Origin of the sequence: Pantoea sp. ICBG 828 (assembly GCF_002928355.1) — a bacterium.
Classification (GTDB): Bacteria; Pseudomonadota; Gammaproteobacteria; order Enterobacterales; family Enterobacteriaceae; genus Pantoea; species Pantoea dispersa.
The window spans coordinates 581,857-600,607 of record NZ_POWN01000002.1; the positions used below are offsets into that span (position 1 = coordinate 581,857).

General features: G+C 57.5%; 12 protein-coding genes. 9 read left to right on the forward strand and 3 right to left on the reverse strand.

Translation table 11 applies throughout. From position 1 onward, the window contains the following. Positions 1–214 precede the first annotated feature (214 nt). The 4 genes from C1Y43_RS07185 to C1Y43_RS07200 all read left to right on the forward strand — a co-directional run bounded on the left by C1Y43_RS07185 (position 215) and on the right by C1Y43_RS07200 (position 5,941). Positions 215–1,267 carry a 2,5-dihydroxypyridine 5,6-dioxygenase gene (locus tag C1Y43_RS07185; RefSeq protein ID WP_021508808.1) on the forward strand — a complete coding sequence of 351 codons (1,053 nt, stop codon included), beginning with the start codon at positions 215–217 and terminating at the stop codon, positions 1,265–1,267. A gap of 78 nt (positions 1,268–1,345) precedes the next feature. Next, positions 1,346–1,807, forward strand: a complete 462-nt coding sequence (locus tag C1Y43_RS07190; RefSeq protein ID WP_021508807.1) for a MarR family winged helix-turn-helix transcriptional regulator — start codon at positions 1,346–1,348, stop codon at positions 1,805–1,807. A 43-nt stretch (positions 1,808–1,850) separates the two neighbouring features. Next, positions 1,851–2,378 (forward strand): (2Fe-2S)-binding protein, encoded by a 528-nt coding sequence (locus tag C1Y43_RS07195; protein WP_369974305.1) that lies wholly within the window; start codon positions 1,851–1,853, stop codon positions 2,376–2,378. Continuing rightward, positions 2,375–5,941, forward strand: coding sequence for a molybdopterin cofactor-binding domain-containing protein (locus tag C1Y43_RS07200; RefSeq protein ID WP_104187652.1), 3,567 nt, complete (start codon positions 2,375–2,377; stop codon positions 5,939–5,941). The genes C1Y43_RS07195 and C1Y43_RS07200 overlap by 4 nt, the downstream gene beginning before the upstream one ends. A gap of 21 nt (positions 5,942–5,962) precedes the next feature. Here C1Y43_RS07200 and C1Y43_RS07205 read toward each other — a convergent pair whose 3' ends face one another. Next, positions 5,963–6,547 carry an NTP transferase domain-containing protein gene (locus C1Y43_RS07205; RefSeq protein WP_104187654.1) on the reverse strand — a complete coding sequence of 195 codons (585 nt, stop codon included), beginning with the start codon at positions 6,545–6,547 and terminating at the stop codon, positions 5,963–5,965. Positions 6,548–6,600: 53 nt separating this feature from the next. After that, positions 6,601–7,977 carry an aldehyde dehydrogenase family protein gene (locus C1Y43_RS07210; RefSeq protein WP_104187655.1) on the reverse strand — a complete coding sequence of 459 codons (1,377 nt, stop codon included), beginning with the start codon at positions 7,975–7,977 and terminating at the stop codon, positions 6,601–6,603. A 480-nt stretch (positions 7,978–8,457) separates the two neighbouring features. Here C1Y43_RS07210 and C1Y43_RS07215 point away from each other — a divergent pair, with 480 nt between their 5' ends. The 3 genes from C1Y43_RS07215 (at position 8,458) to C1Y43_RS07225 (ending at position 13,403) form a co-directional block, all read left to right on the forward strand. After that, positions 8,458–9,387 (forward strand): RepB family plasmid replication initiator protein, encoded by a 930-nt coding sequence (locus tag C1Y43_RS07215; protein WP_021508802.1) that lies wholly within the window; start codon positions 8,458–8,460, stop codon positions 9,385–9,387. 1,837 nt (positions 9,388–11,224) lie between these two features. Then, the gene (locus C1Y43_RS07220; RefSeq protein WP_058776156.1) at positions 11,225–12,424 is read left to right on the forward strand and encodes an AAA family ATPase; all 1,200 of its coding nucleotides are present in this window, start codon (positions 11,225–11,227) and stop codon (positions 12,422–12,424) included. A gap of 7 nt (positions 12,425–12,431) precedes the next feature. Further along, entirely contained in the window at positions 12,432–13,403 is a 972-nt protein-coding gene (locus C1Y43_RS07225; RefSeq protein WP_058776157.1) for a ParB family protein, read from the forward strand. A 506-nt stretch (positions 13,404–13,909) separates the two neighbouring features. Here C1Y43_RS07225 and C1Y43_RS07230 read toward each other — a convergent pair. Further along, positions 13,910–15,841 (reverse strand): sigma-54-dependent Fis family transcriptional regulator, encoded by a 1,932-nt coding sequence (locus tag C1Y43_RS07230; protein ID WP_104187657.1) that lies wholly within the window; start codon positions 15,839–15,841, stop codon positions 13,910–13,912. A gap of 272 nt (positions 15,842–16,113) precedes the next feature. On the opposite strand from C1Y43_RS07230, the gene ssuD reads away from it, so the two are divergent. Together ssuD and C1Y43_RS07240 are read left to right on the forward strand one after the other, a co-directional pair. After that, positions 16,114–17,289 (forward strand): FMNH2-dependent alkanesulfonate monooxygenase, encoded by a 1,176-nt coding sequence (gene ssuD, locus C1Y43_RS07235; protein WP_058758931.1) that lies wholly within the window; start codon positions 16,114–16,116, stop codon positions 17,287–17,289. A gap of 14 nt (positions 17,290–17,303) precedes the next feature. Further along, positions 17,304–18,710, forward strand: a complete 1,407-nt coding sequence (locus C1Y43_RS07240; RefSeq protein ID WP_104187659.1) for an FAD/NAD(P)-binding protein — start codon at positions 17,304–17,306, stop codon at positions 18,708–18,710. The last annotated feature ends 41 nt before the right edge of the window (positions 18,711–18,751 follow it).

Here is an 18,751-nt window from a genome sequence, read left to right on the forward strand (position 1 = left end):
GTTAAAAGCAACCGTATTTACAGTGAAAACTCGATAACATGATGTTAATCACAGCCTGATGATAAGGTTAAATAGGCTTTTCTTATGTCAAAAAGAAATGCTTGCACTGTTCTTCGCAACACGTCTATAACAAACACATAAAGCGTGTTCGCTATAAATAGCTGAAGTTTTGCGCAGCAAATTGTCTGACATCTAACCCTGAGAGGAAACCGCTATGGCAGTAAATCAGAGCCAGTTAGGCCAGATGTTCGAGCAGGTTTTACGGCTGTCGAAAGTCGACGCCAGTCAGAGTGTCGCCATCCTGAAAAGTCACTATTCCGATGCACGCACCGTGCAGGCCGCCACTGATGCTGCACTACGATTGGGCGCGAAGGTGTATTGCGTTGAGCTGCCGGCCTTCAATCACCCGACGGCAATGGGTAACGACATGACCGCCTACTGCGGTGATACCGCGCTTACCGGCAACATTGCCGCACAGCGCGCGCTGGAAGCGGCGGACCTGATCGTCGATACCATGATGCTGCTGCATTCGCCGGAGCAGGAGCAAATCCTGAAAACCGGGACGCGAATTTTGCTGGCGGTTGAGCCGCCGGAAGTATTGGCACGAATGTTGCCCACTGAAGAGGACAAGTCGCGCGTGCTGGCCGCGGCGGCAGTGCTGGAAAAAGCGCGCATGATGACGGTGAAGTCGCCGGCCGGCAGTGATTTTCGCGCCCCGCTCGGCCAGTACCCCACGGTGACGGAATATGGCTACGCGGATGAGCCGGGCCGCTGGGATCACTGGCCGAGTGGCTTCCTGTTTACCTGGCCGAATGAAGATCAGGCTGAAGGCGTGCTGGTGCTGGACGTCGGCGACATCCTGCTGCCGTTTAAATCTTACGCGCGTGAACGCATCACGCTGGAGATCGAGAAAGGTTTTGTCACCCGCATTCACGGTGGCTTTGAAGCCGAGTATCTGCGCGATTACATGCGCTACTTCAACGATCCGGAAGTGTACGGTATTTCCCACATCGGCTGGGGGCTGCAGCCGCGCGCACAGTGGACGGCGATGGGATTACACGACAAAAACGACGGCATGTGTATGGACGCGCGCGCCTTTTACGGCAACTTCCTGTTTTCGACCGGACCGAACACCGAAGTGGGCGGTAAGCGCAAAACGCCGTGCCATATGGACATTGCTCTGCGCCGCTGCGACATCAAAGTGGACGATTTGCTGGTGGTGGCGGAAGGTGAAGTGGTGGCACCGGAGGCCTCACGCGCGCGTTAATCGTGCGCAGGGAACGGCTGTCAGCGCAGTGACAATGCATTACACTGCCTGACAGTTTCCGGGAAAAAGGATAAAGGCATGTCGCACCAGCAGGATCCGCGCGCAGACCAGCGCTATGACTATACCGAGCAGGTTGGCCATCTGTTGCGCAAGGTGTATCAACGCCATGCGGCGATTTTTCAGCAACACGTCGGTGATTCACAGATCACCGCCGTGCAATTTATTACCCTCTGTGCGCTGCGCGATCGCGGTCCGAGCGCACAGAACGATTTAGTGCGCTATACCGCCGTCGATCAGGCCACCATTCGCGGTGTGGTTGAGCGTCTTAAGGCGCGCGATCTGGTCAGTCTGGGTCCCGATCCCACCGACAAACGCAAAGTGATTGTCATGCTGACCGATGCAGGCCATCGCCTGATTGACAGCACGACTGATAACGCGATGCGCATCACCGAAATGACTTACGGGCAGCTGAATCCGGCCGAACGGGTCGCGCTGATTTATCTGCTGAAGAAAATGCTGGACGATACGAGCCAGCCCTAACCCGGGGCGCTTAGCCGCCTCGCTAAGGCGGTTAATAATGAAAATGCTGGCACCTCAGACTGCCACACCGGTTTCACCTGCATCCACGTGCCATTACGCCCTTGAGGTGAACGGCGCGACTCACTCCATCAGCAGCTACCGCGATACCTCGCTGCTGCTGGTGCTGCGTAATCAACTCCAGCTTAACGGACCCAAATATGGCTGCGGCCTGGGCGAATGCGGCGCCTGCACCGTGCTGATCGATGGCGTTGCCGCGCGCGCCTGCGTCATCCCGGCGTATGGCGTGCGTCAGCGCGCTATCACCACGCTGGAAGGCCTGGGCAACCGCGAAGCACTGCATCCGGTGCAGCAGGCGTTTATTGAGGCGCAGGCCGCACAATGCGGTTACTGCCTTAACGGCATGATCATGACCACCGCCGCGCTGCTGCGCGCTCAGCCCTGCCCTGATGACCGGCAAATACGTGCGGCGCTGAGCGGTAATCTGTGCCGCTGTGGCACCCATCAGGAGATTCTGTGCGCGGTGAAGCGCGCCATCACCTTATGCCTGCAGCAGGCGGAGGCGGCATCATGAGTGCGGCTAACGTCCCCACGCAGCAGCAGTTGCTGGCAGCCAGCGACGTCCTGTTGATTGTCGATGAGATTCAGCCGCCGCCAGGGCTGGTACCCAAAGGCCAGACGCCGACGCTGAAAGCCAAAGAGCGCGCACTGTTTTTGGCTATTGACGGTTCCGGCAGCGTATGGGCCTTCAATGGCCATGTCGATCTCGGCACCGGGGTGAAAACCGCGCTGACGCAAATCGTCGCCGAAGAGCTCAGTCTGCGCATGGATCAGGTGCAAATGGTGTTGGGCGATACGCTGCGCGTACCCAACCAGGGCGCCACCATCGCCAGCGCCACCTTGCAAATTTCTGCCGTACCACTACGTAAAGCGGCTGCAACGGCGCGCCAGTGGCTGTTACAACAGGCCGCCGCGCGCTGGCAGCTACCGGTGGAGAGCATTACGCTGGACGGCGGTTTCCTGCAGCACCCCAACGGGGTGCAACTGTCATTTGCCGAACTGGTGCAGCAGCAGCGCAGCATCGTGCCGATTGATCATCAGGTAACACTCAAGCCCGCCAGTGAATATCGCTTAGTTGGTACCAGCTCAGCGCGGGTGGATATTCCCGCCAAAGCCACCGGCGAACTGACGTGGGTGCATGACCTGCGCGTGCCCGGTATGCTGCACGGCCGGGTCATCCGTCCACCGTATGCGGGCTATGACACTGGTAGCTTTGTCGGCACCTCATTGCTCAGCATTGACGAAAGCTCGATCGCGCATCTCGAAGGCATCGTGAAAGTGGTGCAGATCGCGGATTTTGTCGGCGTGGTGGCCGAGCGCGAGGAGCAGGCTATCGCCGCGATGGACGCATTACAGGTGCGCTGGAAGCCGTGGGAACACAGCCTGCCGGACCTGCGCGATATCGAACAGGCTATTCGTGATAATCCCCGCACCTCGCGCGTGGTGCATGACAGCGGTGAAGTGGATGCCGCGCTGGCGAATGTCGCGCAGCGTTTTACCCGCAGCTATGTCTGGCCCTATCAGTTGCATGCGTCGATTGGCCCTTCCTGTGCGGTGGCCGACTATCAGCCTGATTCGCTGCAGGTGTGGAGCGGTACGCAGAATCCGCACCTGCTGCGCGCCGATCTGGCATGGCTGCTGGAGAGGCCGGAAGAGACCATTGAAGTGAACCGCATGGAAGCCGCCGGTTGCTATGGTCGCAACTGCGCCGATGACGTGGCCGCCGATGCGGCGCTGCTGTCACGCGCAGTAGGCCAGCCGGTGCGGGTACAGCTGACGCGCGCCCAGGAACACGTGTGGGAACCGAAAGGCACTGCGCAGCTGATGGAGGTGGACGGCGGGCTGGACGCGCAGGGCAATCCGCAGGTGTATGATTTCACTACGTCTTATCCGTCCAACGGCGCACCCACCCTTGCGCTGCTGCTGACCGGCCGCGTCGATCCGGTGGCGCTGGCGTATGAAATGGGCGATCGCACCTCCATTCCACCTTACGATTTTCCCCATCTGCGCGTCACCATTGAGGACATGGCGCCGATTGTGCGCGCCTCGTGGATGCGCGGCGTTTCGGCCCTGCCCAACACCTTTGCCCATGAATCCTATATGGATGAGCTGGCCCACGCGGCAGGCGTCGATCCGGTGGAGTACCGGCTGCGCTACATTCAGGACGATCGCGCCGCCGAGCTAATGCGCTCCACCGCTGCGCGCGCAGACTGGACGCCGCGCACCGCCATTCAGCAGACCGCCAGCGAACCCGGCATTTTGCGCGGACGCGGTTTTGCCTACGCACGCTATATTCACAGCAAATTTCCCGGCTTCGGCGCCGCCTGGGCTGCCTGGGTCGCGGATGTCGCGATTGATAAGCAGAGCGGCGAGATCGCCGTTACGCGCATCACCGTAGGCCATGATGCCGGCATGATGATCAACCCGGAAGGGGTAAAGCATCAGATTCACGGCAATGTCATTCAGTCCACCAGCCGGGTGCTCAAAGAACAGGTGACGATTGAAAGCAACCTGATCGCCAGCCAGGAATGGGGCAGCTACCCGATCCTGACGTTTCCGGAAGTGCCGGATATCGACGTAATGATGGTGCCGCGCCCGCACGAACCGCCGCTGGGCGCGGGGGAGTCCGCGTCGGTGCCCAGCGCCGCGGCCATCGCTAACGCGGTGTTTGATGCCACCGGTATCCGTTTTCGCGAATTGCCCATTACTGCTGACAAACTGCGTCAGGCGCTGAACGGCCCCGATCCGCAGCCGGAGCCACAGCTGGCCGCACCGGCCCAAACCGTCCGCCGCCGCAGCCGAAAATGGGCGCTGGGTGGCGTAACAGGATTGCTCGGTCTCGCCGCTGGCGTGGCGATTAACGCGCTGCCGTGGCGCGCACCGATTGCGCCCGTGACACCCCCGGCCGCCGGAAGCTGGTCGGCGGAGATGCTGGAACGTGGCCGTCAGGTGGCCGCCGCCGGTGACTGCGCGGTATGCCATACCACGGAAGGCGGCGCGACCAATGCCGGCGGCCTGAAGATGGAGACGCCGTTTGGCACGCTGTACACCACCAACATCACGCCGGATAAACAGACCGGCATCGGCAGCTGGTCATTTAACGCCTTCGATCGCGCCATGCGCGAGGGCATCAGCCGCGACGGCCATCATCTCTATCCGGCGTTTCCCTACACCAGCTTTCGCCAGCTGAGCGAAGGCGATATGCAGGCGCTGTACGCCTGGCTGATGTCGCAGCCGGCGGTACAGCAGGCACCAGCAGAAAACCAGATGCGCTTCCCCTATAACCTGCGCTTCCTGATGGCAGGCTGGAACGCGCTCTACCTCGGGCGCGGCGAATTCCAGCCTGACCCCCGCAAAAGCGCCGAATGGAATCGCGGTGCCTATCTGGTGAACGGAGCCGGACACTGCGGTGCCTGCCACTCGCCGCGTAATTTGCTGGGCGCGGAAAAACGCGGGGACAATTTCCTCGTCGGTGGCTGGGTGGACGGCTGGGAAGCGCCCGCGCTTAATCAGCTGAGTAAAGCCCCGCAGCCGTGGACGGCGCAGTCGCTGTATAACTACCTGCGCAGTGGTTACGATGCGCAGCACGGCGTTGCCGCTGGACCAATGGCTCCGGTGGTAAGCCATCTCGCCACCCTGCCGGAAGCCGATGTGCGCGCCATGGCCAGCTATCTGGCGGATATCAATGGTCAGGCAGCGCGCCCTGTCGCTGCACCGGCGGCAAAACCGGCATGGAACACTGCCGCAGGGGAACGGCTGTTTAAAGGTGCCTGTCAGGCCTGCCACAGCGCCAGCGAGGGCGGACCGCAGTTGTTTGGCGTCAGCCCATCGATGGCCAACAGCAGCAGCATAACCAGCGCGACGCCGGATAATCTGTTACAGGTGGTATTGCACGGTATCGACAAACCGGCAACCGATGCGCTCGGTTATATGCCCGGCTTTGCCGCCAGTTTGTCGGATAAGCAGGTTGCGGATATTGCCGCCTGGCTGCGCCAGCGCTACGCATCTGACCAACCGGCGTGGCAGAATCTGAGCGAAAAAGTGGCGCAGGTACGCGCTAATCCCGGCAGCCACTGACCCATTCAGGCGCGCTGCCGGTCAGCGGCTTGCCCCGGATCGTGGCAGATCCGCGTCGCGGATCGTGCCCTGATGGGCCGGCAGAGTGATGAGAATGGCCGGATCGAGCAGCGCGCGGGCACCGCTGTCGCCCTGCAGTTGAGCGAGCGCCGCGCCATAGTGCGCGGCAAATCCCACCGGGTGGCCCGGCTGGTTTTGCCAGCTGAGCCGTACCTGCGGCGCGCCGTTGCGCAGCGCCTGCGCCACGCATTGATGATCCTCCGCCCTCACCCACGCCATATCACCCGGTACGATCAGCCAGCCATGCCAGTGGGCGGTGGCCCGCACGCCAGCGGCAATGCTTTCACCGCTGCCGGCGCTGGCAATAGTGCAGGTCGCGACGCCGCACTGCTGTGCCAGCTGTTGAATGGCGCGATCTTCCGGCCGAATAATGAGGAGAAGCGGCAAACCGCTGCGCTGCGCCTGCTGCAGCGTCAGCTTCAGCAGCGGCTGAGGTACGTCATTATCGTCAGGATACGGTGCCAGCAGTTTGTGCCCGGTACCGCCGGCCTGACGAAAGCGGCTGCCGAGACCGGCAGCAAGAATGAGGATGCCTGGCGTCTGCATACAAGGATGGCTTCCGGAAGTTGGGGCGCACAGTATGGCGCGCCCCGACCGGGTTAGCGACGGTTTTTCCACACCGTCTGGATGTTACAGAACTCGTGCACGCCGAAGCTGGAGAGTTCGCGGCCATAACCACTCTTCTTCACGCCACCGATAGCGACGCGCGGATCTGAGGCGCCGTTGCCGTTGATAAACACCGCGCCGGTTTCCAGCTGCTCTGCCAGTTCCTGCGCCAGCGCTTCATTGCCGCTCCACACGGTGGCGCTCAGGCCAAACTCGCTGTCATTCGCCAGCTGCAGTGCATGTTGCGCATCGCGCGCGACGGTGATCGCCGCCACCGGCCCGAAGATCTCCTGACGAAAAGCGGTCATCGCGGGCGTGACGTCGGCAAGAATGGTTGGCGCATAATAGTTGCCGACGCCCTCGATCTTGTGGCCGCCCAGCACCAGACGTGCACCCTGTTGCAGGGTTTCCTGCACCTGATGATCCAGTTCATCACGCAGATCGTAGCGTGCCATCGGACCGATATAAGTCTCTTCCTGCAGCGGATCGCCCACTTTCAGTGCCTGCACGGCTGCGCTGAAACGCGCCTCAAACGCTTCTGCGATGCTCTCTTCAATGATGAAGCGTTTGGCTGCCATACACACCTGCCCGCTGTTCTGGTAGCGTCCTGTGACCGCTGAGGCCACTGCTGCATCCAGATCGGCATCCGCCAGTACGATAAAAGGATCGGCGCCGCCTAACTCCAGCACGGTTTTTTTCAGTACCGCACCGGCCTGAGCGGCGATAGCCCCACCAGCACGCACGCTTCCGGTCACGGCGATGGCCGCGACGCGCGGATCTTTAATGGCGGCAGAGACACCGTCGTTATCGACGTTGATCACATTGAATGCGCCACGCGGCAAATCGGTTGCGGCAAACAGTTCCTGCATCAGCAAGGCGCAGCCCATGACGCTCGGAGCGTGTTTCAGCAGGTAAGTATTGCCCGCCAGCAGCATGCTGACCGCGCCACGCAGAACCTGCCAGTAGGGAAAATTCCACGGCATCACCGCGAGGATCACACCGAGTGGACGAAACGATTGCCAGGCCTGCTGGTTTTCCACCAGCGTGGGCTGATCGGCCAGCATTGCCGGCCCGTGTTCAGCATACCAGTCACACAGGCTGGCGCATTTCAGGACTTCGGCACGCGCCTGCGCAATGGGTTTACCCATTTCCAGCGTGGCGAGCGTAGCCAGTTGATCCTGACGCTGGCGCAGCTGCTCACCCAGCTGACGCAGTACCTTCACGCGCTGTGCCATCTCTGTCTTACGCCACTGCGCAAAGGCGCTGGCGCTTTGCTGTAAAGCCGTTTCCAGCTCGGCTGCACTCTGCAGGGGATAAGTGGCAATGATTTCGCCGCTGGTGGGATTACGTGAAATAACGTGATCAGTCATAGGATGCCTTCGTCAGATAATCGGGTTGATCAGAGTGAGATCTACCTTACGCCAGCCATCAGGTGATGAAAAATGAATAGATGAGAGCAAGTTGTTCACCTGAAATGAATTGAGAGGAAGCGCAGGCCTGAAGATTTTCACTTTCCACCCTCACAGGGTGATTTAAAGACGTAAGCGGATATTCTGCAGGTTACGCTTATCAGCATCAGTCGCCTCAACGGGTTATCCACTTATACAGTGATTAGATCTTAAAGAAAGATCATAAAGAGATCTAAAAGAGATCCTAAGAGATCCCCGATCGCGGCAGGCCGCACCCGACAAGGGCTGAGAAGGTGATCGTGTTCACTATAATCAGTAAAGTATCCACTATAGTCAGTACTTTATTCACTATAGACAGTAGAATGTTCACTATAAACAGTGTTAATGTTCACTGTAATCAGATACCGATCCTTTTCATCCACAGAATGAAGATCTCAGGCTATGGCAGATAAAGAGAGTGAAAACAAGGCGTTACTTGAACCTTTTCTGTCGGTGACGAAAAACAGTGGTGAAGTTATTCAGCTTCATCCCAATAAAAATAACACCGTACAACCGGTCGCACTGATGCGCCTGGGTCTGTTTGTTCCTACCCTGAAGTCAACGGCGCGCGGGAAATCCGGCGCGATGGCTTCAACCGATGCCACCAAAGAGCTCAAAAACCTGTCGCTGGTGAAAGCGGAAGGCTATGAAAAGATTACCATCACCGGCGCACGGCTGGATATGGATAATGATTTCAAAACCTGGGCCGGCATCATTCAGTCTTTTTCGCGTTATCCGTCGAAGGGCGACACCGTCACGCTGCCGTTTATCGACTTCGTCAAGATGTGTGGTATTCCCTCAGCCAACTCGTCCGCGGCGCTGCGTAAGCGTCTTGACGCCTCGCTGCGACGCATCGCAACCAATACCCTGTCGTTTGAGGGGAATGGTAAAGCCTATCACACGCACCTGGTGCAGTCGGCTTACTACGATCGTGAGAAAGATCTGGTGCGCATTCAGGCCGATCCTAAGCTGTTTGAGCTGTATAACTTCGACCACAAGGTGCTGCTGCAACTGCGAGCTATCTCGCGCCTCAAGCGTAAGGAGTCGGCGCAGGCGCTGTATACTTACCTGGAAAGCCTGCCCACTAATCCGGCGCCTATCTCCCTGGCGCGCTTACGCATGCGTCTTAATCTCGGCTCAAAAACCACCACGCAAAACCATGTGGTGCGGCGCGCCATGGAGCAGCTGAAAGAGATTGGCTACCTCGACTATTCCGAAGTGAAACGCGGCCGTTCGGTGTTTTTCATCATCCACAGTCGCACGCCGAAACTCGATGGCATCAGCAATCTGGAAAGTATCGATTCGCTGGAAGACCTCGATTTCGAAGACTGACTTCACCCATTCACTGTAATCAGTCAGCCCTCTTCGCGCAGTGTCACTGAGCCTAAAAGTGACACTGCCGCTTTCCCCTCATTCACTGTAATTAGCACAGCCTGATCTGTTCACTGTAATCGGTAGCATTCACTGTAATCAGTGGTCGCTGCCGGTATTGCCTGTTCCGTAAAAATCGTCATACCTTCCTTTCTATACATAACAGCGCTTTTATTGATAGTGGGTACTTACCAGGTGGGTTGACAGACATCTTGTCTGTGCCCTCAGATACCGTCTGGCTGATTACAGTGAATGTCTGGTCTGCCGGGCGATTCTGCTGACCACAGTGAACACGTAAGCATACGACCTCACTGATTACAGTGAACGCTTTATCGTATCTGACTGAAAATTAAGCGTAATAAACGATATACAGTAATACATTCACTGTATTCAGTAATTATGCTGTAAAAGTAACCAGTAAAAGTGACAGGGTTGGTCACTATCGCTGATTACAGTGAATCGTGGGAGGGTTTACCGACTATAGTGAACGTCATTTCATGACGAAACGGCTCTCTGCGTTACTGATTGCAGTGAACGTTCTCAACACTCCCCTGCCCTCACCGCAGGCACTGGCCTGCATGGAAGGGAAAGCCAGCTACTGACTACAGTGAACGTTATCGGGCTGAGGCTAAGCGGGCATTTACTGATTACAGTGAACGTGTTTGTCAGGTCTTGCTGCCTCAAAGCGCAGCGCGCGTCAGGTCAGCTACTGATTACAGTGAATGTTGGTAGCTGAGTGCCCTTCCCTGTGCCGCACGCCCCTCCCTCAACCTGGCGCGATAAAGATGATCGGGTTTACTGATTACAGTGAATGCTCAGTGAGGCAGGTCAGCGATTCAGGCTTAAACACGCTTTTCCTTTTACTTACTATAGTGAATGCGCCGCAGCGATCAGGTTATGAATATCTGCTCGCGGTCACATTACTGATTACAGTGAACATTGACGAAAAGGTATTCATAGTTTACTGACTACAGTGAATGTCGCCGGCATCGACGTCGCAGTTTACTGATTACAGTGAATCTTGTGCCTGCATCAATCGATGCGCTGGCAGATTGCCGCCAGTAAGGCGGCCCTTAACATGACACTGCACGGCGCTCGCCGCGGCGCAGCCCAATCTTCCTGCAGGCAATGCTCGCCAGCCCGCAATCGTAAACCGCGTAATTCTCATCGTGTGCAGCTTCTCCACTTCTCACTGGCTGGCAGCACCCCCTCACACCGTGCATTGCAGGCAGTCAGTGAGGGAAGAATGTAGCGGGCTTGTGCTGACTATAGTGAATCCTGACCATTTGGTGAGCAGATGATGCGCGGAATCACTGACTACAGTGAACATTTACTCTTGCGCACTGACTCACCCTGGCGCCGGTAGCGCTGTCCCTGCGCTAAGAATTACTGATTACAGTGAATCTTACGGCAGGGTTACTGATTGCAGTGAATGTTCTGCCGAGTACAGTGAACGTAGTTCATTCCTTTTCGCCACCCGCTGATTACAGTGAACGTGCGGACTGCTCTGTCAGGTAACGGCGCGCAGTATTTCACCTTCATCGCCCGCTTCTGCCACACATGTCGGTTACTGATTACAGTGAACAGTGGCAGAGTGCCGCCCTTACGCCGAGCACATTTTCATCAATTGATGGGTAAACAATCAACGCGCACTACTGACTGCAGTGAACGTCTGGTTTAACCCCCTATTGCAAAAGGTCTTTTTACAACGCGAGCCGATGATGAACAGATGAGATAGATTTGCCTCATGTGCAGGATTTCGGTATAAAGTCATAAATCCTACATGTGTGGAGCAAGTATGGCTAACGATGAGAAGCAGGTTCTGAAAGTCGCTCAACGCTCAGAAAGAATGCTGATGAGCCTGACGGAGCAGATTCAGGCGCAAAAAGAAGAGTTACACGAGAATACTTTTTACCAGGTCTATGCCAAAGCGGCGTTAGCCAAGTTGCCCAAGCTGACGCGCGCCAGTGTCGATTACGCGGTTAACGAGATGGAAGAAAACGGCTATCCGTTTGATAAGCGTGCGGCCGGCAGTTCCACCAAGTACGCGATGTCGATCCAAAATATTATCGACATCTACCATCATCGCGGCGTCCCGAAATACCGCGATCGCCATCCTGAAGCGTTTACGCTGTTTGTCGGTAACCTGAAAGGCGGCGTGTCTAAAACCGTTTCAACGGTATCGCTGGCGCACGCGCTGCGCGCGCATCCGCACCTGCTGTTTGAAGATTTACGTATCCTGGTTATCGATCTCGATCCGCAGTCTTCGGCCACCATGTTCCTGAATCATGAACGTTCGGTCGGTTTGGTTGAGGCCACAGCAGCTCAGGCGATGCTGCAAAACGTCAGCCGCGAAGAGCTGAAAAGTGAATTTATTGTGCCGTCGATTATTCCTGGCGTTGACGTACTGCCCGCCTCAATCGATGACGCTTTCATTGCTTCACGCTGGGAAGAGCTGTGTGCGGAGCATCTTCCGCAGCAAAACGTGCATGCGGTGCTGTATGAAAACGTGGTGGCTAAGCTGAAAAAAGATTACGACTTCATCTTTATTGACAGCGGCCCCCATCTTGATGCCTTCCTGAAAAACGCCATTGCCGCCTCCGATTTACTGATGACGCCGGTGCCGCCGGCACAGGTTGATTTCCACTCCACGCTGAAGTATCTGACGCGCCTGCCCGAGCTCATCGACATTATCGAAGAGTCGGGCGCCACCTGCCGGTTGCAGGGCAACATTGGCTTTATGTCCAAGCTGTCGAATAAAGCGGACCACAAGATGTGTCACAGCCTGGCGAAAGAGATATTTGGCGGCGATATGCTGGATGCGGCGCTACCTCGGCTGGATGGCTTTGAACGCTGCGGTGAATCGTTCGATACGGTTATCTCCGCTAACCCATCGACCTATGTCGGCAGCAGCGAAGCCCTGAAAAACGCGCGTTCGGCGGCAGAAGACTTTGCCAAAGCCGTCTTTGATCGTATTGAATTTATCCGCCTGAACTGAGGTTATTATGAGCGCAAAAAGAATCACTATTGGCCGCACCTTCAGCCAGAGCCCGTTACAAAATGAACCCAGCGAGGATGGTCACTCCCAGACGTTTATCCTTTCCACCGGTAAACGCGCCCTGTTCACGCTGGAACACATCACGGCTAAAGAGATAGAAGAACGTACGTACGTGGTGATGGAAACCAACGGCCGTGACCAGTCCGGTCTCACGCCAGAGTCACTGCGCGATATCATCCGTACCATTAAACTGCAGCAGTTCTTCCCGGCCATAGGCGTGAAGCGTGGCGATCGGATTGAAATCCTCGATGGTTCGCGTCGTCGGGCGGCCGCGCTGCACTGTAAAACCGGGCTGGATGTGCTGGTTACCGACGTTGCCATCTCTGCCGAAGAAGCCCGTCGTCTGGCGCAGGATATCCAGACCGCGCGTGAGCATAATCTGCGTGAAGTTGGCATGCGTTTGATGTCCCTGAAAGACAGCGGCCTGTCGCAAAAAGAGATTGCGCAGAGTGAAGGGCTGTCTCAGGCAAAAGTGACCCGCGCGCTGCAGGCTGCCAGTGTGCCGCTGGAACTGGTCACCCTGTTCCCGAACCATTCAGAGTTGACCTATCCTGACTACAAAACGCTGTTGCAGGCCTACGAAAAACTGCAGGAAACCGGTCAGACGGTAGACGCTCTGATTGAAACCATCGGTATGGATGTGGACAGCGTCTGTGCGCGTGAAGGCCTGGCGGAAGACGAAGTCAAGAATGGCATCCTGCGGCTGGTCCGTAACGGTAGCCAGACGCTGGTGCAGGCGCCGGCTAAAGATAAAGTGGTGGCGACACCGCTGTGGACCTTCGCGGATAAAGACCGTTACGCCCGCAAGAAAACGCGCGGACGCATGTTTAGCTATGAGTTTAACCGCCAGTCCAAAGAATTACAGGAAGAGCTGGATCGCGTTATCACCGAGACGCTGAATAAGTATCTCAATCAGTAATAGCGCTTCACCTCTGATGATAAGCAATCTGTAGCAGCACAATCCCGTACAACCTGAACCGTGCCGCTACAGATTGTTACCTCACCCACCTGATATCTCCCCCGTAATTTCACCCTTCGCCAGCCCGATTTCATAGCTAAGTGCATGAAATCAAATCAACCTTAGCCGGAATTTCAGGCTGAAATCGCCACTCCCTAAATATAATACGGTGAAACCGCGCCCTCGCCGTGTGTGACTTTGGTAATGGCCAGTTTTGCTGGATGCGAAAGCAACAGTGAAACCAGCAGGGAGAATCCTTAACGGAATCTGCCAGAATCAGGCGACGTTCGCCATGGCGATTTCACCTCTAACTGTTTGAAAAAAGAGTTTTTATCTGCAGGATTTCAGGCTGAAATCGCCCGAATTTCACAGTAAATCCTTATTCTCTCGTGAGGATAACGGGGATTTAGCCAGACGATATTCAATGTGTTATCCACAGAAAACGTGGATAACTTTTACTGTAGCCGCTATGCCATAAGCGCCGTCTGGCTGGGCGACTGCCACACTGCATCACGCACGCGCACCGGTTTATGAATCAAACCGAGCGCATAAAAGCGGTCAGCGATAGTTTGCTGTTCTTTGATGACGTGGAAAACCATGGCCCGCGTCTGGTGGCTGCGACGGGATAAGGCACGTTCCACGGCTGCGAACTCCAGCCCCAGTTCCTGCGCCAGCATAGTGGCAGCTTCATGGCGATGATTATCGATAAAGGTTCCGGTTTGCTGCAGGCTCGTTACCAGCTGCTGCACGATATCGTCATGCTGCTGCACATAATCATGGCGCGCCAGATAAAACTGGTGATTGCGCACCCGGCCTTCGCCCTTCTCCAGCACGCGCAAATCGGCGTTGCTTTCTGCGGCACTCAGCAGCGGATCCCACATCATCCAGGCATCGACGGCCAGGTAATCGCTGGCTGTGAGCGGATATTTCGGCGGCGTGTACACCACTTTAATTTCATCCAGACCGATGCCGGCTTCCTCAAGCAGCTGCAACAGCAGCCAGTGAACATTCGATCCCTTATTGACCGAGATACGCTTACCCCGCAAATCTGCCAGGCTGTGGATAGTACTGTCGCGTGGCACCACAATCCCGACGCTGCCCGGTGCCGGTGGCTCCCAGGCGATATAAGTCACGGCGTTACCGCTGGCCTGAGCGAAGATGGGCGGCACTTCACCGGTGGTACCAAAATCAATCTCATTATTCTGCAGCGCATACAACAGTTGCGGACCGGCAGGAAACTCGCTCCACACCACGCTGATACCTTGCTGGTTGAAGCACTGTTCCAGCGTCTGGCGCGCTTTCAACACGCCAAGATTGCCAAATTTCTGAAAGCCGATGCGCAACTCGCGTTCAGGGCGCGCGGCCCCGCTGGCGTGCGCGAAGGCCATGACGGCAGACTTACGCCGCCCTTTTATGACGCCCATCTGTGCCAGATGCGTGCGCAGCGTGTGCCGGCTAATGCCCAGCAGCGTGGCGGCCTGCGTCTGATTGTTGTCCGCTATTTCCAGTGCGTTACTGATCAGACTCTGAATCACCCGATCAAACAGCTGTTGCGGTTCGCGTGTAATCTGCTGGCGCAGAAAACTATCCAGCGTCGAATCGTCTGTTTCGCTATATCCACGTTCACTATAACCTGCCAGCCGCAACTGCGTCGGCGTCAATGTCTCATCGCGACTGAGCAGTACCGCATTGTGCAGCGTATTCTCCAGCTCACGAATATTGCCGGGCCAGCTGTAGTCGCTCAGCGCTTCCAGCGCGTCAGGCGACAGGCGACGCGCCGGACGGCCAAGGCGGCGTGCGTACAGGGAGAGGAAATGCTGTGCCAGCAGCGGGATGTCCTCGCGACGCTGGCGCAGCGGTGGCAGGGGAACAACGGCGATGTTCAGGCGATAAAACAGATCTTCACGAAAACGCCGTTCGCGAATTGCCTGCGCCAGATCGACATGGGTTGCGGCAATAACGCGCACGTCTATTTTAATGGCCTTGCGTGAACCGACGCGTGTGATCTCACGCTCCTGAAGGACGCGCAGCAGTTTAACCTGCAGCGGCAGGCTCAGTTCACCTATCTCATCCAGCAGCAGCGTGCCGCCCTGCGCCGCTTCAAACCAGCCGGGGTGCGCCTGAGTCGCGCCGGTAAAGGCACCTTTCTCATGTCCAAACAATTCAGCTTCTGCCAGGCTTTCTGTCAGGGCGCCGCAGTTGACGGCCAGAAACGGGGCATGCCGGCGTGGACTGTGGTGATGCAGATACCGCGCGACCACCTCTTTGCCGGTGCCGGTTTCGCCCACAATCAGTACCGTGGCGTCGGTGGGTGCGAATTTATCCAGCAGCGACTGGAAAGCCAGCGATGCCGGGTCGACCAGGCGAGGTGAATCTGGTTGATTGTAAGGTGTCAGCATGAGGGTGGCTCCTGTAAAGGTCTGCCATCACGCTAAACCCGGCAAGTGGCAATGAACAGCAGGAAAAAAGCATAAGCAGTTGCATATGCAGCAAATGCTGTTGGCGTTGCGTTGCAATTGCAACAGACATTACGCGCTCTGATGACCTAACTGACTGAAAATGCACAATCTCTGTTTCGTTAAAACCTGGCATGCTTTTCGCTTAAGCCTATATAACCAAATAGAAAGTTAAGAATGAACGTTTTCTCATAAAGTTATATAGGATAAGCATAATGGCCGATTCTGCGCACGAGAGCATAAATGTCTTCTGGTTCCTGCCGACGCACGGCGATGGCCGTTACCTGGGTACCACAGAAGGCGGACGCCCGGTTGATTTAGCCTATTTACAGCAGGTCGCGCTGGCCGCCGACAATCTGGGCTTTTACGGCGTCCTCATTCCGACAGGGAAAAGCTGTGAGGATTCCTGGCTGGTGGCTTCCGCGCTGGCACCCATGACGCGCCGGTTGCGCTATCTGGTCGCCGTACGGCCAGGGTTGCAGCCACCCACACTGGCAGCGCGCATGGCTACCACACTGGATCGTCTGTCGGAAGGCCGTCTGCTGATTAACGTGGTCACCGGCGGCGATCCGGTGGAGAACAAAGGCGACGGCATCTTCCTCAACCACAGTGAACGTTATGAAGTGACTCGCGAGTTTCTGGATGTGTATAGCCGGCTGATGCGCGGCGAAAAAGTGGATTATCAGGGCGAGCATATTCAGGTTGAAGGCGCTGAGGTGCTGTTTCCACCGGTGCAGGAAAACGGTCCACCGCTCTACTTTGGCGGCTCATCAGAGGCAGCGATCGACGTGGCGGCGCAGCAGATTGACACCTATCTCACCTGGGGCGAGCCACCGGCGCAGGTAGCAGAAAAACTGGCGGTCGTACGTGAGCGCGCTGAGTCACGCGGCCGGAAACTCGAATACGGTATCCGCCTGCATGTGATTGTGCGTGAAACCGAAGAAGAAGCCCGAGCGGCGGCGGATAAACTGATTGCCCATCTGGATGACGACACCATCGCTCAGGCGCAGAAGATTTTTGCCCGCATGGATTCCGCCGGTCAGGCGCGCATGAGTGCGCTGCACAACGGTTCGCGCGATAATCTCTACATTGCGCCGAATCTGTGGGCAGGCGTCGGACTGGTGCGCGGCGGTGCCGGCACCGCGCTGGTGGGCAGCCCGCAGCAGGTCGCTGAACGCATCCGGGAATACCAGGCGCTCGGCGTGACTAACTTCATTCTTTCGGGTTATCCGCATCTGGAAGAGGCCCATCGCGTGGCTGAATTACTGCTGCCGCTGTTACCGCTGGCCCACGGTCAGCAGCAGCGCGCCCGTACCATTAACACTGGCCCGTTTGGTGAAACCATCGGCGGCGATAAGCGCCCATCGGCGAAACAGACGAGCGCCAGCTGATGCAGGAGAAGGCGATGGCAACAGCGCACATCATTATTGTCGGCGGGGGCTTCAGCGGCACAGCGCTGGCGATTCACCTTGCCCGCACGTCGCTCGCGCCGCTACTGATTACAGTGGTCGAACCGCGCGCCAGCCTTGGCGCCGGTGTTGCCTATTCCACGCCGGAACCGGCACACCGCATCAATGTGCCGGCTGCGCGTATGCAGCTCAGCGGAGAAGAGCAGGGCGCCTTTGATCGCTGGTATCGTCAGCAACCGGAATGTTCACTGGATTCAGCAGCACACTGCGCCGATGGCGCGGTGTATCCGCAGCGTGCGCTGTTTGGTCGCTACCTGGCGCAGCAGTTTGCCGCCGCCGCTGAGGCGCATCCGCATGTCACTCTGCGTCACGTCCAGGCACGTGCGCTGGCGTGGGAAGGGCAACAACTGCTGTTGAGTAACGGTGAAACCCTGACTGGCGACATCCTGGCACTGGCGATCAGCCATCCACCGCCGTCGCTGCCACGCATGCTACAGCCGTTTGCCGACCATCCGGCGCTGATTGCCAACCCGTGGCAGCCAGGCGTGCTGGATAGCGTTGAGCCTGACTCATCAGTGGCGATTGTCGGCACCGGCCTGAGCATGGCTGACGTGGTGGCTTCGCTGGCGACGCGTCAGCATCAGGGGCCGCTGCTGGCGTTCTCACGGCGCGGACAACTGTCACGCGCCAATCTCAGCGGCGAATGGCCGGAGTGGACACTGGGCGCGCAATCTCAGCCCAGCGCGCGTCGCTGGCTGCGGCATATTCGTGATGAAGTCGCTCGCGCTGCCGCGCAGCAGCTGCCGTGGCAGCGTGTGCTTGATGAGGTGCGTGTGCAGGGGCAAGCCATCTGGCAGTCACTTCCGCTACATGAACAGCAGCGCTTTGCGCGTCATCTGCGTTCATGGTGGGATGTGCATCGCTATCGCATTGCCCCACAGGTCGCCGCCGTCATCGCCCGGCGACAGCAGCAGGGTAGCCTGCAGGTATTGGCCGCTCGCCTCGTGGCGATTCACGCTCACCCGCAGCAGCTGGAAATCACCCTGCGTCAGCGCGATGGCACCCGGCAAAACCATGTGCTGGATAAACTGATTGTCACGACCGGACCGGGACATGAAGCGCTTACGACCAGCCAGCCGCTGCTGCAATCGCTCAGTGAGCAGGGCCTGATCCGCGCCGATGCGCTCGGCTTCGGCATTGATGTGGATCACCACTCGCGCACCCTTAATCGGCACGGCCAGCCCAACGCACGCCTGTTTGTCGTGGGCCCGGCGGCGCGCGCCCGCTTTGGCGAGCTGATGGGGTTGCCGCAGGTGGCCGATCACGCGGCCGCCGTAGCGGATGAAATTCTTAAGGTATTGCCTGTCGCTCACGCTGAGCGATGTCCCCCTTCCGCCTCCTGAACACTCAACATCCTGATAATTAACTGACGAACGCCGGGTCG

Bases quoted from the DNA above. Each gene is read 5' to 3' on its own strand.
- C1Y43_RS07185 (WP_021508808.1), top strand. From the start codon at position 215: ATGGCAGTAAATCAGAGCCAGTTAGGCCAGATGTTCGAGCAGGTTTTA.
- C1Y43_RS07190 (WP_021508807.1), top strand. From the start codon at position 1,346: ATGTCGCACCAGCAGGATCCGCGCGCAGACCAGCGCTATGACTATACC.
- C1Y43_RS07195 (WP_369974305.1), top strand. From the start codon at position 1,851: ATGCTGGCACCTCAGACTGCCACACCGGTTTCACCTGCATCCACGTGC.
- C1Y43_RS07200 (WP_104187652.1), top strand. From the start codon at position 2,375: ATGAGTGCGGCTAACGTCCCCACGCAGCAGCAGTTGCTGGCAGCCAGC.
- C1Y43_RS07205 (WP_104187654.1), bottom strand. From the start codon at position 6,547: ATGCAGACGCCAGGCATCCTCATTCTTGCTGCCGGTCTCGGCAGCCGC.
- C1Y43_RS07210 (WP_104187655.1), bottom strand. From the start codon at position 7,977: ATGACTGATCACGTTATTTCACGTAATCCCACCAGCGGCGAAATCATT.
- C1Y43_RS07215 (WP_021508802.1), top strand. From the start codon at position 8,458: ATGGCAGATAAAGAGAGTGAAAACAAGGCGTTACTTGAACCTTTTCTG.
- C1Y43_RS07220 (WP_058776156.1), top strand. From the start codon at position 11,225: ATGGCTAACGATGAGAAGCAGGTTCTGAAAGTCGCTCAACGCTCAGAA.
- C1Y43_RS07225 (WP_058776157.1), top strand. From the start codon at position 12,432: ATGAGCGCAAAAAGAATCACTATTGGCCGCACCTTCAGCCAGAGCCCG.
- C1Y43_RS07230 (WP_104187657.1), bottom strand. From the start codon at position 15,841: ATGCTGACACCTTACAATCAACCAGATTCACCTCGCCTGGTCGACCCG.
- ssuD (WP_058758931.1), top strand. From the start codon at position 16,114: ATGGCCGATTCTGCGCACGAGAGCATAAATGTCTTCTGGTTCCTGCCG.
- C1Y43_RS07240 (WP_104187659.1), top strand. From the start codon at position 17,304: ATGGCAACAGCGCACATCATTATTGTCGGCGGGGGCTTCAGCGGCACA.